The sequence below is a fragment of the Escherichia sp. WS568 genome (assembly GCF_046486085.1).
Taxonomy (GTDB): domain Bacteria; phylum Pseudomonadota; class Gammaproteobacteria; order Enterobacterales; family Enterobacteriaceae; genus Escherichia; species Escherichia coli.
This window is the reverse complement of sequence record NZ_JBJQMC010000003.1, coordinates 158,832-174,060: the sequence shown is the minus strand read 5'-3', so window position 1 is coordinate 174,060 and position 15,229 is coordinate 158,832. Positions and strand designations below refer to the sequence as shown.

The window sequence follows — 15,229 nt, the reverse complement described above, 5'->3', positions numbered from 1 at the left end:
TCATTTAAGTGAAATTTATTTCTGTGGGCGCATCGCCGGGAAGAGAATAACGTCGCGAATAGTATGGCTGTTAGTAAACAGCATAATCATTCGGTCGATACCAATACCCAGACCAGCGGTTGGCGGCAGACCATATTCCAGCGCAGTCACGTAATCTTCGTCATAGAACATGGCTTCGTCGTCACCTGCAGCTTTAGCGTTAACCTGTTCCTGGAAACGTTCAGCCTGATCTTCTGCGTCGTTTAATTCGCTAAAACCATTACCAATTTCACGACCACCGATGAAGAATTCAAAACGGTCGGTGATTTCCGGGTTAACATCATTACGGCGCGCCAGCGGGGACACTTCTGCCGGATATTCCGTAATAAAGGTTGGCTGAATCAGATGTGCTTCTGCCACTTCATCAAAGATCTCTGTGACAATACGTCCCAGCCCCCAGCTTTTCTCTACCGTAATTCCGATAGATTCAGCTAATGCTTTAGCAGCATCAAAATTATCCAGATCCGCCATATCGGTTTCTGGACGATATTTTTTGATTGCTTCGCGCATGGTGAGTTTTTCAAACGGTTTGCCGAAATCAAACACATGCTCGCCATAAGTGACTTTAGTGGTACCCAGTACCTCTTGTGCCAGGGTGCGGAACAGTGACTCCGTCAGTTCAATCAAATCATGGTAATCCGCATATGCCATGTAGAGTTCCATCATTGTGAACTCAGGATTATGGCGAACAGAAATACCTTCATTACGGAAGTTACGGTTGATTTCGAATACCCGTTCAAAACCGCCTACAACCAGACGTTTCAGATACAGCTCCGGCGCGATACGCAGGTACATATCTAAATCCAGAGCGTTATGATGGGTAATAAACGGGCGAGCAGATGCCCCACCTGGAATTACCTGCATCATCGGGGTTTCTACTTCCATAAAGCCGCGCGCGACCATGAACTGACGGATAGCGGCCAGAATTTTTGAACGGACAACAAACGTTTGACGGGATTTATCGTTAGCGATGAGGTCCAGATAACGTTGACGATAACGGACTTCCTGATCCTGCAGACCATGGAATTTATCTGGTAAAGGACGTAGTGCTTTAGTCAGCAGGCGCAGCTCAGTACAGTGAATGGAAAGCTCACCCGTTTGCGTCTTAAACAGCGTACCGCGGGCACCGATAATGTCACCCAGATCCCATTTTTTAAACTGATCGTTATAAACACCTTCTGGCAGGCTATCTCTTGCAACGTACAGTTGAATACGGCCACCGACATCCTGCAACGTTACAAAGGAGGCTTTCCCCATAATACGACGGGTCATCATTCGGCCAGCAACCGAGACTTCAATGTTTAAGGATTCCAGTTCCTGGTTATCCTTCGCATCAAACTCGTCGTGCAACTGGTCAGAGGTATGGTCGCGGCGAAAATCATTGGGAAACGCCACACCTTGCTGACGTAGTGCCGCCAGTTTTTCGCGGCGATTTCTCAGTTCATCGTTAAAATCAATAGCCTCATTGGCTCCCCGTGTTTCTCGTTCAGACATTTTGGTTCCTCTAAATCCAGCTTTCAATTTAGCGTAGATAAAGAGACAGATCGGTACACTGTATTATCTGCCTCGACTATTAATAACTCAGTTTATCTTATCGAAACTAACGCTTACCTCAAGTTGATATCACTAATAAATAACCATAAAAATGGTTTAAATGACTTATTAATCTCGATTTACTAGTGTGATAAACTGAAAGTTAATTTATTCATAACCAATTGTTTTTACGACAGTTAATCGTTGCTCTCCTGTATCATATTCGTCGGCGTGCTAAACAGAAAACGGGTAGCAAAGGCCAATACCACGATGATCGCGACACAAGCCAACGTCCACTCTCCCATCTGAGAAAAGAATCGCTGGTAAGCGGCAATTGCCATACCGCTAATTTGCGACTCTGTCGTCTGCTGTGCCACGACGCCTGCCAGCCAGTTGGCGACCGCGCCTGTTGCCAGCATATAAATACCGGTTAATACGCCAGACATTTTCAGACGCGTGATTTGCGCAATCGCCACTGGGTCAATAAAGAGTTCAGCAAAGCCCATTAGCGCCAGCCCGGATATCATCACGCCCATTGACGCTTGACCGCCAGCCGCTGCATGTCGGGCATCAAATGCCAGCAACATAAAGCCACAAGCCATCAGCAGTAAGCCAAAGGCAAACTTCAGCCAGACGCGCAATGCTGAATTGCCGCGGCTTTCTGGCGACGCCAGCCAGGCCAGAACAACCCCAGCGAGCATCACCGCAATAGCATTCACCGACTGGAATAGTGCTGTAGGTACTTCAATATTGAATGCCTGACGATTCACAAAGCGATCGATAAACAAGCTGATGGTACTGCCGCCCTGTTGTGCCAGTACCCAGAACAACGTCCCGACAAACATCAACAATACAATTTGCCAAAGAGCACGGCGGTGTTCGGGGAATTTGATCATCATGCGGGCAATGATTTGTGCGGCAATGAGGCAAACGATCGCCAGCAAATATCCGGACCAGTCGTTCTCCAGCAGCAGGGTAAAAAATACTGGGGCTAAACAGAGCATCACCACTAACCAGGTCCATACTGGTAAGGCAAATTTGACGCTAGTGAGCGCTTTTTTATCCATACTACGCGTGGACTGGAAATGACGATGACCACTTAAGAAAATCAACAAACCGATAAACATGCCGCCTCCCGCAAGGGCAAAGCCAACATGCCATCCATACCACTGAGCAGCCAGGCCGCAGGCGATGGGGGCTGCGATAGAACCGATATTGCCCGCAGCATACAGCAGCGAAAAACCGCCATCACGTCGATGATCGTTCTCGTCGTAGAGCTCGCCAAGCAAACAGCTGATGTTTGATTTGAATAAACCGTAGCCACAAATAATGATTGCCAGCGCCAGATACAGGCTAAAGGTTGAATTTGTATCAATGCCCAGCACCACATGGCCAAGGGTCATTAACAGCGCGCCGGCAATCACTGCAGTGCGGTTGCCGAGCAGGCGGTCGGCAAGCCAGCCGCCGAGAATAGGGGTAACGTAAACCAGAGAAGCATATGCGCTGAACAGGCTGATGGCATGGTTATCATCAAAACCAAGCTGATGGGTGAGATAGAGAATGAGTAAGGCACGCATGCCGTAAAAACTGAAGTACTCCCAGATTTGGATCGCCACGATATAGTATATCGCGCGCGGCTGTGAGGGTGTTTTCATGTGTTCTCCTTATGAGCAAAAAAGGGAAGTGGCAAGCCACTTCCCTTGTACGAGCTAATTATTTTTTGCTTTCTTCTTTCAATACCTTAACGGTATAGCGGCCATCAGCCTGACGGTATGCACCGTGAATATCGGTTTCAAAGCCCGGATAGTGAGCGCCGATTTCACACAGCATCTGCAGGAACTCCAGAACCGGACGGCTTTCTTCGGTGATCATTTCACCCGGCATTACCAGAGGAACTCCCGGCGGATACGGAAGGATCATATTGGCGTTAATACGACCTACCATTTCGTCGAGGTAAACTTCTTCGGTCATACCGTGCAGCTCTTTCTGGAATGCAGCATACGGAGTCATTACCATCGTCGGCAGCACTTCAAATGCGCGGTACATCAGATCCGGCAGATTGTGGTGAACAATCAGTTTGTGGATATTCTGAGCCAGTTCCTGAATACGCATGTTTTCATAGAATTCAGGATCTTCACGATACAGAGACGGCAGCATGTTTTTCACACGCAGGTTCAGGTCGAACGCACGTTTGAAGTCAGTCAGAGCACGCAGCAGGCTCAGTGCTTTGGTCTTATCGATACCGATGCTGAACAGGAACAGCAGGTTATACGGACCGGTTTTCTCAACAACGATGCCATGTTCGTCGAGGTATTTCGCCACGATGCTGGCCGGAATACCAAAGTCGCTCATGGTGCCGTCTTTTTCCATCCCCGGAGTCAGCAGGGTGACTTTGATCGGGTCAAGATACATGTGCTCGTTATCGATGTTTTTGAAGCCGTGCCAGGTGCTGTCAGAACGCAGCGGCCAGCATTCAGTCGTATCGATATGATCCGGCTGCCATACATCAAAGAACCAGCCATCAGATTCCGTTCTCAGACGTTTGATCTCTTTACGGAATTTGATCGCACGTTCAATGGAACCGTTGATCAGACGTTTACCTGCATTGCCTTTCATCATCGCCGCAGCGGTTTCAGTGGACGCCACGATACCGTAGTGCGGAGAAGTGGTGGTGTGCATCATGTAGGCTTCGTTAAAGGTTTCTTCGTTTACGTCACCTTTAACGTGGATCATGGAAGCCTGAGAGAACGCCGCCAGCAGTTTGTGAGTGGACTGGGTTTCGTAAATCACTTTCCCTTCTACACGGCCACCGCTCATACCGCATTTACCTTCGTAAATCGGTGAGAAGTTGGTGTAAGGCACCCACGCGGAGTCAAAGTGGATGGATTTCACATCCAGTGTTTTCTTGATGAAGTCGGTGTTGTACAGCAGACCATCATAGGTAGAGTTGGTAATTACAGCATGTACCGGCCAGGTTGCGTTTGGTGTTTCTTTCACGCGCTTAGCAATGGTAGCGTGCTGGAATTCACTCTGTGGGATACCACCAAGAATACCGTAAGCGTTACGGGTCGGGCGGAAATAGATTGGCGTAACATCGCTCATCATCATCAGGTGGGTCAGCGATTTGTGGCAGTTACGGTCAATCAGAATGGTGCTGCCTGCCGGAGCAGAGTACATGCCAACAATTTTGTTCGCAGTGGAAGTACCGTTGGTCACCATGTAGCTGCGGTCTGCGTTAAAGACGCGAGCGATATACTGTTCTGCTTCTTTGTGTGGACCACTGTGATCCAGCAGAGAACCCAGTTCAGATACTGAAATGGAAATATCAGATTTCATGGTATTCGGACCAAAGAAATCATAGAACAGGCTACCTACCGGGCTTTTCTGGAATGCAGTACCGCCCATGTGACCAGGAGTACAGAAAGTATATTTACCTTCACGAACATATTTAAACAGTGCTTTAGTCAGCGGAGGCAGAATAGTGTTGATATATTCGTCAGTGGTCTGCTTGATCTTATTAGCAATATCTTCAGCAGCACCCAGCGCATATTCAAAGAAGCTAATCTGTAAACGCAGGTCATTCAGGCTTACATCGAGAGTGGAATACGTATTAGCGAACGCGTACAACGGCAGGTTCTCGTTCATTTTGCTAATTTCTTCGCACAGCTCGAGATTATATTTATCCCAGTCAAAAATAACGCCGCACAGACGCGCATTGTTTTCGATCAGTTTTAATAAGTCGTCACGGTCGTTCGGGTAAACAATCTGGAAGTTCAGACGTTCAAGCGCGCGATGAAGTTCACGGATGGGTTCTTCTTTAAAATAAACCCCCATGTGATTCAATATTGCAATAACGTTCATAGTCATATCTCCAGGTAAAAAAGGCCCCTCCCAACACATGGGACAAAATGAAAGGAGGAGCCTCGGAAAATACTTTTAATTAATGTGCGTTAGACGCTGTGTGGTTATCCATTGAGTGGCTCTGGCGCTCGTGCATTTTGCGAGCGTAGAACATCAGGATAATCAGGCTGACGATGAAGGTACCTGCCAGCTCGAAGGAGCTTGCGCCCATCAGCGCGATGAAGCAGAACACGCAACCCAGTACAGAACAGATCAGGCTGACAAAGTTGCGGATGTTAACGCCTTCAAAACGAATCAGGTCAACGCAAGAGTAGAAGTACGGCAGCATAGTCAGCAGTACTGCGATACCGGTCAGTTCACCGAACAGGTCAGATGCTTTACCACCGGCAGAGTTCATCAGAGTGATGAGGATCATCAGGGCAGTCATTTTCACTGCAGCCAGCAGCAGACCTTTTTTCGGAATACCGTTGCTGTCGACTTCACCATAAACTTTCGGGAAGTTACCGTCGTTAGCGGCACGTACACCTGCCTGGCCTACCAACATCATCCAGGAGCCCAGAGAAGTCAGGCACGCAAAGGCGGTGAATGCAGAAACCAGCGGCGCAGCCCAGTTACCGAGGATAGTTGAAGCACTGATTGCAAACGGAGCACCGGAAGCTGCCATTACAGAAGACGGATACATACCGGAAAGCACCTGAGTCGCAGCGATGTAAACAATACCTGCTAAACCAGTACCCAGCATGGTTGCCAGCGGAACGGTACGTTTCGGGTTTTTAACCATACCAGTACTTACAGCTGCGGATTCAACACCCACGAAGGCCCACAGGCAGAGCAGAATACTTTTAATGATCGCATGACCATCGGTGGTATCCGCAGTATTCCAGTTAGCAGCATAAGTCGCAGCATCAAACCAATGCCAGCCAACAATAGCTGTCATTACCACAGGAATAAGAACCAGCACCAGACCAATAGTGGTTAAACGGCTTACCCAGGTACCGCCGAGCATATTTACAAAGGTAAATACCCAGACGATAGCAATACAGGCGATACCCGCCGGAACAGGATCATTTAATACTGGGAAGAAGGTGGAAAGATAAGATACAGCGGTAATACCAATCGCCAGGTTACCAATCCAGTTAGCATGGTAATAAAGAACACCTGTCTGAAAACCAAATGCAGGGGAAATTTCTCCGGCATAAGCAATTGGGCCACCTTGTTGCGGGTTTTTTGTTGCCAGTCGGGCATATACATACGCCAGCGACATTGCACCAATAATAGAGATAATCCAACCCCAGATAGCAATACCACCGATACTTGCTAGGTTCGCAGGTAATAATGCAATACCGCTCCCCATCATATTACCGGCAACCACACCGGTACAGGCAAATAGCCCGATCTTCTTGGCAGAACTCATGCTCTTCTCCTAATTTCATTTTTGAATTTGGAGTCCGGGTCATGATGTATAACTATTTCCTGACCAGACCAAACTGGCGCTAAGAATACTCACGAAAAAAGGATTAATCCTAAAGATTAGGTGAAATAACACAAAAGTTTCTGTAAGTGAGAACTTGAGGTTTTTTATTAACACATCAGGATCGCAAGTTGATATCATGAAAAGATAAACATTCAATGTTTACAATGGATTACGGAATATTTTCTGGTTAAATTTATGTAATAAAAATTATGCGGCAAATAAATTGCCGCAACATATTATACCAACAGGAACATACAAAAACTCAACAACAAATATTCCCGAGCATAAATCAACCCGGGAGTTACTTATTCTGAAGCGAGAAATTTGTCGAGATAAGGTACAACATAAGGAACAGAAGTCTGGAATATACCATTTTCAATCCAGTAAAGGGTGTTTGCCCCTGGGCGTAAATTAAAGGCGGTGAGATATGCATCAGCTGCTTCCCGGTTCATCCCCTTCATTTCATAAACCTTGCCAAGCAACACATAATTTAGCCAGGACATTTCAAGATCAATGCCAGTATTTATCGCCTGGTAAGACTCATCTGTTTTACCTTTTACCAGAGCACTGACCGCTTTTATTTGATATATAATGGACAGGTTATTCAATTCCGGCAGTGTAACAATGTTATCTATTTCTGTATTCAGTGCTGCTAATTGTTTTTCATCTAAAGGATGTTGAGAATGGCGCACGATATCAACTAATGCTTTTTCTGCTCTCGCGTAGGTAAATTCTGGGGATGATTGAACAATCTCACCTAATAATTCACTGGCACGATTCAATGATTTATCATCGCCATGCAGTAAATAATCATGAGCCTGATAAAAATTAGTTAATAACGCACCACGATGCGGCAAAATTTGCTGGAGCGTCTCCTGCATTCGTTGTGGCCACGGTTGGTTTAACGCTTTTGATAAACTCTGGAGTAAATCATTTTGAATCGCCAGCTGATTACCGTTAGTGATGACATAACGTTTATCCAGCATGGTTGAACCATCTGCATTGTCTACCAATTTTACCGACATAAAGCATTGTTGAGCACGGTATTGGCGCTGATTAACAAACGCAATAGATAATGTTTTACCGGAACTGCTCGGTTCATCAATGTTGTAGTTGATTTTGTCATGCACCATAAAGGTGGAGAAGGTGTTAAGTGATGTCGCCACCAAATCACCCACGCCTATCGCGTAAGAGAGCTGATACGGGGAACTCCAGCTGTTACAACTCTTATTAACCATATTAATGTCAATATCGCGTGGATTGAGCAAAATACGCGATTTGCTCATAGGAAGACGTGTTTCAAGACTTGAAAACGCTACCAGTGCGACACAGATACCTAACGACAACAGGAAAAAAAACCATACCCAAAAGGTAGTGAATCGTTTGCTTTTAACTGGGGATTGTTCAGGTGGCGCTGTGGTGTTTTGAATGTTAAGACTGTGGGAGGGAGAATCTGTGGCAGGAACCGCCTCTGGTATAGGGGGAGGCGAAGATAGCATTATTTCCTCTCCCTCTTCTTCGCTGTACCAGATAACCGGCACCATTAATTTATAGCCGCGCTTTGGTACAGTAGCGATATAGACAGGACTATCTTCATCATTATCTTTTAATGACTTACGTAGTTCTGAGATACTCTGCGTCACAACGTGATTGGTGACAATACTTCTCTTCCAGACATTATCGATAAGTTCATCCCTGCTAAGTACTTCGCCACTGTGTTGAGCAAAGAAAACCAGAAGATCGATTAATCTCGGCTCAAGGGTAAGTTGACGCCCATTGCGGCTAATTTGGTTTATGGACGGAGTAACAAGCCATTCGCCAACGCGAACTACAGGTTGTTGCATAATAGAAACTCATTCGAAAAGGGAATGATGCAATGATAATTGCCATAATCTATTTTTTCCATCTATAGATGGGTTTATTTACATATTATTGGTGAATGCAAGACGTTATTTTTACCCGCCATAAACTTCTTGATTACATAGTATTACGAAAGGATTTTACTGAGAACCAGAAGTAATTTTCCTTACCATCAAAATTCATCATCTTTGCCAAAGAAAAATGTGCAGAAAATAATCCATGGAAAGTTGTCCGGAGCGCTTACTATTTTAATGGATTGTTAGTCTTTGCATGAGCAAGTGGACCGATACATTTCTCTTTGTTCTCATTCAGAAAATCTTATCAGTCGGCGTTCAGACCGATGTTGTGCTTTATGGATGCGTTACGCTCCTGATGACGTCATTTGACGTTCAACAGCATCACGGGGCCGCACGACATTTCACGTCAGTCAGTGCTATCGCTCAGGAACACATTTCCCCGAATTGGGATATACCCGCAAAATGCTGGTGTTGTGGGGAGAATCTGGTTGAGTTCGGTAGAAATGATTTTTAGGGAGAACGCTTAAATTGTGGCGTCCTGAAACGAAAAACGGACCTCCGTGGAGGTCCGTTTATATGAATTTGGTGCCCGGACTCGGAATCGAACCAAGGACACGGGGATTTTCAATCCCCTGCTCTACCGACTGAGCTATCCGGGCAACGGGGCGCATTAAACCGTAATCTGCACATCTCGTCAACCTAATTTCAGTAAAAGCGATTCAACTGCTTAAGATTGCGGCAAATCGCTTCTTTTCTGTGTTTCTGTCAGGTCAGTGCGCCACCCTGGCGGCAGCGGGCGAAGCGCAGGATATCTTCCGCCAGCCGATGTGCGGTGTCGACATCCGCCTGGCTACGATTCACCAGCATTCGGCTTAAACAGCCTTCCAGCACCAGTTCCATCTGCTTTGCTACCATCGCCGGATCGTCAACTTCCAGCGTGGTTAACAGTTCGTGGGTGAAATCGTAGGCCGCGCTTTTTTGCTGATCGGCTAGTTGATGAATAGGGTGGCCAGGATCGGGATAAAACGTACAGGCAGCGATAAACAGACAGCCCGGATAGCGGTTGTTTTTAACGCACTCCGATAACGCCTGATAACGTGCCAGCAACTTTTGTTCGGCGGTTTGCGTTTCGTCCAGCATCAGCTGACGACGCCAGGCATCTATCTGTTGGCTAAGATAACGCAGCGCATCGTAGAGGATTGCCTCTTTGTCTGGCCAGAAGCGGCGCAGCTCGTCCAGTGGATAATCCACACGTTCAGCAACCATCTCCAGCGTGGTGTTGGCAATCCCTTGTAATTCTAATAATTTCAGGGCTTCTCCCAGTACATCTTCACGTTGCACGCTATTTTCCTCCGTCTTTCCCACTGCAAGTGTCGTTCACGGTTGGCGATCGCGCAAATGTGCGCTGAAGGTTTCAGCATCCATAAAGCCCGTGACGCGTTCTTGTGGATGCTCCTGGCCTTGTCCGTCAAAAAAGAGAATTGTCGGTAGGCCAAGGACATTAAGATGCTTTAACAGCGCCACATCTTGGGCGTCGTTGGCAGTGACGTTAGCCTGAAGTAAGACCGTGTCTGCTAACGCTTTTTGCACCTGCGGGTCGCTGAAGGTGTATTTCTCAAACTCTTTACAGGCGACGCACCAGTCGGCATAGAGATCTAACATCACTGGTTTGCCTTTGGCTTCAACGAGCGCCTGATTTAACTCATCTACCGTTTTGATTTGTGTAAAGTTGAGATGCGTCTGAGTTTGCACGGTATGCGTCGCACCAAATGCCCAATCCTGAAGTGGGCGCACGCTAACCAATGCCGCTGCCAGCAGGATTATTTGCACCACGCGCATCCAGCCGCGTTTGGCCTGTAGGCTGGTGATAAAGGCCCAGCCAAAGAATGCGACACCAAGCGCCGACCACAAGCGTAATCCCCATATATCACCAATCACTCGCTCCAGCAGGAAGACCGGCAGTGCGAGGATCACAAAACCAAACGCGGTTTTGACTTGTTCCATCCACGGGCCGCTTTTCGGCAGCAGGCGGTTACCAAAGACGGTTATTAGCATCAGCGGCAGGCCCATGCCCAACGCATAGAGATAAAGCGTGCCGCCCCCCAGCCACATGTTCCCGCTTTGGGCGATATACAACAGAATCGCGCTAAGCGGTGCGGTGGTGCATGGTGAACAGATCAGTCCGGCAATCGCTCCCATAACAAACACACCGCCAGGTGAGCCGCCCTGTTGGCGATTGCTCATCAGCGTGAGGCGCGTTTGCAGCGAAGAGGGGAGTTGCAGGGTAAACAAGCCAAACATTGACATCGCCAGCAAGGTAAAGACGATAGCGAGGCCAATGAGCACGTATGGGTGCTGTAGCGCCGCCTGGAACTGTAACCCTGCGGCGGCAACTACCAGACCCAGCGCCGTGTAAGTCAGTGCCATCCCCTGCACATAAATAAAGGTCAGCAACAATGCTCTGGCAGTGGAGAGCCGCTGTTTACCGCCCAGCACGATACCAGAAATCAGAGGGTACATTGGCAGCACGCATGGCGTAAAGGCGATACCAATACCGATCAACAACGCCCAGAGCGCGGAAAAGGGCAATTGCGCGGTGTGCTGCTCTTGCTGCGGAACAGACACAGGCTGTGACGCTGCGTTGTTGGCGACCACTTCGCTTAACGGAACGGTTTTGGTTTCTGGCGGATAACAGAAACCGGCATCAGCACAGCCCTGGTAGGTGACAGTTAACGTCGCTCCCGCACTCGCCTGGTTGATGGTTACGGGAAGCGTCAGCCGATCGCGGTAAATCTCGCTTTTGCCGTAAAACTCATCTTCATGCCAGACGCCTTGTGGCAGCTGCACGTCGGCAATTTTCGCGTGTTCCGGCGTAATGCGGATCTGTTTACGGTAGAGGTAGTAACCGTCTTTGATCTGCCAGGTCAGATTAAGGTCATGTTGCTTTTGCTGAAAATCAAAAGCAAAGGCTTGATCCGCGGGGACAAATTGTGAACGTCCCGGCGCGTCGAATAATCCGGCAAAAACGGAAGTGCTGCAAAGTAGCAGGATCAGCGTAAAGATGCGTTGAGCCATGAGAGGTAATCTGTGTCTCCGTGTGTAACAGGTAAAACCAGAAGTTCCGGGGTTTGATATGGATGATGAGACTTCAGGCATTCCAGCAGTGCCTGCTGGTGAGATACGGTAGTTTTTAAAATCATCTGCACTTCGTATTCTTGCTCCAGCTTACCTTCCCAGTAATAGAGAGAGGTAGCGCCGGGGATCAAGGTCGCGCAGGCCGCCAGTTTTTCCGCCAGCACTTTGGCGGCTAAATCCTGGGCTGTCGCTTCATCCGGTGCGGTACATAGCACCACGACAGACGCGGTATTCGAACTTTTTTCATCAAGCATAAACACCTCGCAAGAACAGATGGAACCGCAAGAGAGAGGTCACTATACAACGGACGGGGGAAGGATGTTAGTCGGCGGGAAAGAAAGCGGGGCGTGAACGCCCCGCGATTGATCATTACAGCATGAAGCTACCCAGCACGAAGCCGAAGCAAACGGCCAGGGCAACACCCAGAGTACCCGGGATGAAGAACGGATGGTTGAAGACGAATTTACCGATACGGGTAGTACCCGTGTCATCCATCTGTACCGCAGCAACCAGCGTCGGGTAGGTCGGCAGAATGAACAGACCAGACACCGCAGCGAAAGAAGCAACAGCGGTCAGCGGAGAAACGTTCAGTGCCAGAGCCATCGGCATCAGTGCTTTTGCGGTTGCAGCCTGAGAGTACAGCAGAGCAGAAGCAAAGAAGAAGATGACGGCCAGCAGCCACGGATGACCCTGAATCACTTCACCAGCGGTATCTTTGATCCAGTCGATGTTGTTGGAAACGAAAGTATCGCCCAGCCACGCAACACCCAGGATACAAATACAGGCGCTCATACCTGCTTTGAAGGTGCTGGAGTTGAGGATGTTGTCGGTATCGACTTTACAGATAACGGTGGTCAGAGTTGCAACGCTGAGCATGATGATCAGGATTGCGTTGGTGGTGTTCATCAGCGGTTTTTCAACCAGACCCATGCTTGGGCTGTTGATGATTGCATAGATAACCACGCCAACTACGCCCAGCAGGAACAGCCAGACGGACGTTTTTGCACCGGATTTGATTTCAATCTGCTTTTCACCGCGCAGTTCAACCAGGCCCTCTTCCAGACGCTTGCGATAAATCGGATCGTCAGAGAGTTTGGAGTTGAACAGCATAGTGACCAGGAAGGACATCACCAGAACCGCCAGCAGGGTGGACGGGATGACCACGGAGAGCAGATGGAGGTAGCTGATGCCATGACCTTCCATCACGGAAGACATGTAAACCACTGCTGCTGAGATTGGCGATGCGGTGATCGCAATCTGCGCGGATACCACTGCAGTAGACAGCGGACGGCAAGGTTTAACGCCTTGTTCCTTCGCAACTTCAGCGATAACTGGCAGTGTCGCCAGAGAGATGTTGCCAGTACCAGCAAAGATAGTCAGGAAATAGGTCACGATCGGTGCGAGGATCGTGATGTATTTCGGGTTACGGCGCAGCAGCTTTTCTGTCTGATGAACCAGATAGTCCAGACCGCCAGCAACCTGCATGGCAGAAATAGCGGCGATAACCGCCATGATAATGGAAATGACATCGAACGGGATGTTACCGGGTTTAACGCCAATAGCGGCAAGAACCAGCACCCCCAATCCGCCTGCAAAACCAATACCTATTCCCCCCAATCTGGCGCCCAAGAAGATCGCCAGCAAAACTATGATGAGTTCTACAACTAGCATATTAGCCTTCCTTGTTTTTTAACAAGTTGATATTAGATTGTTATTTTTAAGTTACTGCTCACAAGAAAAAAGGCACGTCATCTGACGTGCCTTCTTTATTTGTACTACCCTGTACGATTACTGTTCGCTTTCATCAGTATAGCGTTTTGCTTTGTAAGCCGGGTGCATCAGATTCTGTACGGAGAAAATATCGTCAAGTTCCGCTTCAGTCAACAGACCGCGTTCCAGAACGACTTCACGTACACTCTTACCGGTTTCGGCACAGATTTTACCCACGATGTCACCGTTGTGGTGACCGATGAACGGGTTCAGGTAAGTAACGATACCGATAGAGTTGTAAACGTAACCTTCGCACACTTCTTTGTTAGCAGTGATGCCGTTAATGCATTTTTCCAGCAGGTTGTAGCAAGCGTTGGTCAGAATGTGAACGGATTCAAACATGGCCTGGCCAATGACCGGCTCCATAACGTTCAACTGCAGCTGACCTGCTTCTGCTGCCATGGTAACAGTGGTGTCGTTACCGATGACTTTGAAGCATACCTGGTTAACCACTTCCGGAACAACCGGGTTTACTTTAGCTGGCATGATGGAAGAGCCCGCCTGCAGTTCCGGCAGGTTGATCTCGTTCAGGCCGGCACGTGGGCCAGAAGAGAGCAAGCGCAGGTCGTTACAGATTTTGGACATCTTCACAGCCAGGCGTTTCAGCGCGCCGTGAACCATAACATAAGCGCCGCAGTCAGAGGTCGCTTCGATCAGGTCTTCAGCCGGTACGCATGGGAAGCCAGTGACTTCAGCCAGTTTTTTCACTGCCAGCGGAGAGTACTCTTTCGGCGTGTTCAGACCAGTACCGATTGCTGTTGCGCCAAGGTTAACTTCCAGCAGCAGTTCAGCGGTACGTTGGATGTTTTTAACTTCTTCTTTCAGCAGGATGCTGAAAGCGCGGAATTCCTGGCCGAGGGTCATCGGTACTGCGTCCTGCAGCTGTGTACGACCCATTTTCAGGATGTCCTGGAATTCGACAGCTTTACGTTCAAAGCCTTCACGCAGTTGGTTAATCGCATCTACCAGCTTAATCAGGGAAGAGTAAACTGCGATACGGAAACCGGTCGGGTAGGCGTCGTTAGTGGACTGACATTTGTTAACATGGTCGTTCGGGTTCAGGTACTGATATTCACCTTTCTGGTGACCCATCAGTTCCAGACCGATATTGGCCAGCACTTCGTTGGTGTTCATGTTTACGGAAGTACCTGCGCCGCCCTGGTAGACGTCTACCGGGAACTGATCCATGCATTTTCCGTTGTTCAGGACTTCATCACATGCGGCAATGATGGCATTCGCTACACTTTTAGGAATGGTTTGCAGCTCTTTGTTTGCCATAGCTGCGGCTTTTTTAACCATTACCATACCGCGAACAAATTCAGGAATATCACTGATTTTGTTGTTGCTGATATAGAAGTTTTCAATCGCTCTCAGAGTGTGAACACCATAGTAGGCATCAGCTGGAACTTCCCTGGTACCCAACAGATCTTCTTCGATACGAATGTTGTTTGACATGTGAACCTTCTTTTTCAAGCTGCCAATGATTTGCTTTAAACACACAGAATATATGTGGTTTCGAATGTTTTTCGACCGACGATTA

Annotated in this window: 10 protein-coding genes, 1 tRNA gene and 1 pseudogene; all 12 read right to left on the bottom strand. The window is 48.2% G+C overall.

What is annotated here, in order from left to right; all coding sequences use genetic code 11:
* Positions 1–15: 15 nt before the first annotated feature.
* Positions 16–1,533, bottom strand: a complete 1,518-nt coding sequence (gene lysS, locus ACJHWR_RS05015) for a lysine--tRNA ligase (protein ID WP_000003799.1) — start codon at positions 1,531–1,533, stop codon at positions 16–18.
* A gap of 236 nt (positions 1,534–1,769) precedes the next feature.
* Positions 1,770–3,227: a dipeptide/tripeptide permease DtpC gene (gene dtpC, locus ACJHWR_RS05010; protein WP_000856843.1), complete on the bottom strand. Its 1,458-nt coding sequence runs from the start codon at positions 3,225–3,227 to the stop codon at positions 1,770–1,772.
* 58 nt (positions 3,228–3,285) lie between these two features.
* Positions 3,286–5,433, bottom strand: coding sequence for a lysine decarboxylase CadA (gene cadA, locus ACJHWR_RS05005; RefSeq protein ID WP_001295383.1), 2,148 nt, complete (start codon positions 5,431–5,433; stop codon positions 3,286–3,288).
* A 79-nt stretch (positions 5,434–5,512) separates the two neighbouring features.
* Positions 5,513–6,847 carry a cadaverine/lysine antiporter gene (gene cadB, locus ACJHWR_RS05000; RefSeq protein WP_000092909.1) on the bottom strand — a complete coding sequence of 445 codons (1,335 nt, stop codon included), beginning with the start codon at positions 6,845–6,847 and terminating at the stop codon, positions 5,513–5,515.
* Positions 6,848–7,212: 365 nt separating this feature from the next.
* Positions 7,213–8,751 (bottom strand): lysine decarboxylation/transport transcriptional activator CadC, encoded by a 1,539-nt coding sequence (gene cadC / locus ACJHWR_RS04995; RefSeq protein WP_001187186.1) that lies wholly within the window; start codon positions 8,749–8,751, stop codon positions 7,213–7,215.
* 259 nt (positions 8,752–9,010) lie between these two features.
* Positions 9,011–9,170 (bottom strand): annotated as a pseudogene (locus tag ACJHWR_RS04990) (integrase); the annotation flags it as partial.
* A 197-nt stretch (positions 9,171–9,367) separates the two neighbouring features.
* A tRNA-Phe gene (locus tag ACJHWR_RS04985) sits at positions 9,368–9,443 on the bottom strand.
* 106 nt (positions 9,444–9,549) lie between these two features.
* The gene (locus ACJHWR_RS04980) at positions 9,550–10,125 is read right to left on the bottom strand and encodes a transcriptional regulator (protein WP_001361487.1); all 576 of its coding nucleotides are present in this window, start codon (positions 10,123–10,125) and stop codon (positions 9,550–9,552) included.
* Between the two features lie 36 nt (positions 10,126–10,161).
* Positions 10,162–11,859, bottom strand: coding sequence for a protein-disulfide reductase DsbD (dsbD, locus tag ACJHWR_RS04975; protein ID WP_000068910.1), 1,698 nt, complete (start codon positions 11,857–11,859; stop codon positions 10,162–10,164).
* A complete protein-coding gene (gene cutA / locus ACJHWR_RS04970) occupies positions 11,835–12,173 on the bottom strand; it encodes a divalent cation tolerance protein CutA (protein ID WP_000883400.1) in 339 nt (112 codons plus the stop codon). Before cutA ends, dsbD begins: the two co-directional genes overlap by 25 nt.
* 115 nt (positions 12,174–12,288) lie before the next feature.
* On the bottom strand, positions 12,289–13,590 hold the full coding sequence (gene dcuA, locus ACJHWR_RS04965; RefSeq protein WP_000961959.1) for an anaerobic C4-dicarboxylate transporter DcuA: 1,302 nt from the start codon (positions 13,588–13,590) through the stop codon (positions 12,289–12,291).
* Positions 13,591–13,707: 117 nt separating this feature from the next.
* Entirely contained in the window at positions 13,708–15,144 is a 1,437-nt protein-coding gene (gene aspA, locus ACJHWR_RS04960) for an aspartate ammonia-lyase (protein WP_000069437.1), read from the bottom strand.
* Positions 15,145–15,229 lie beyond the last annotated feature (85 nt).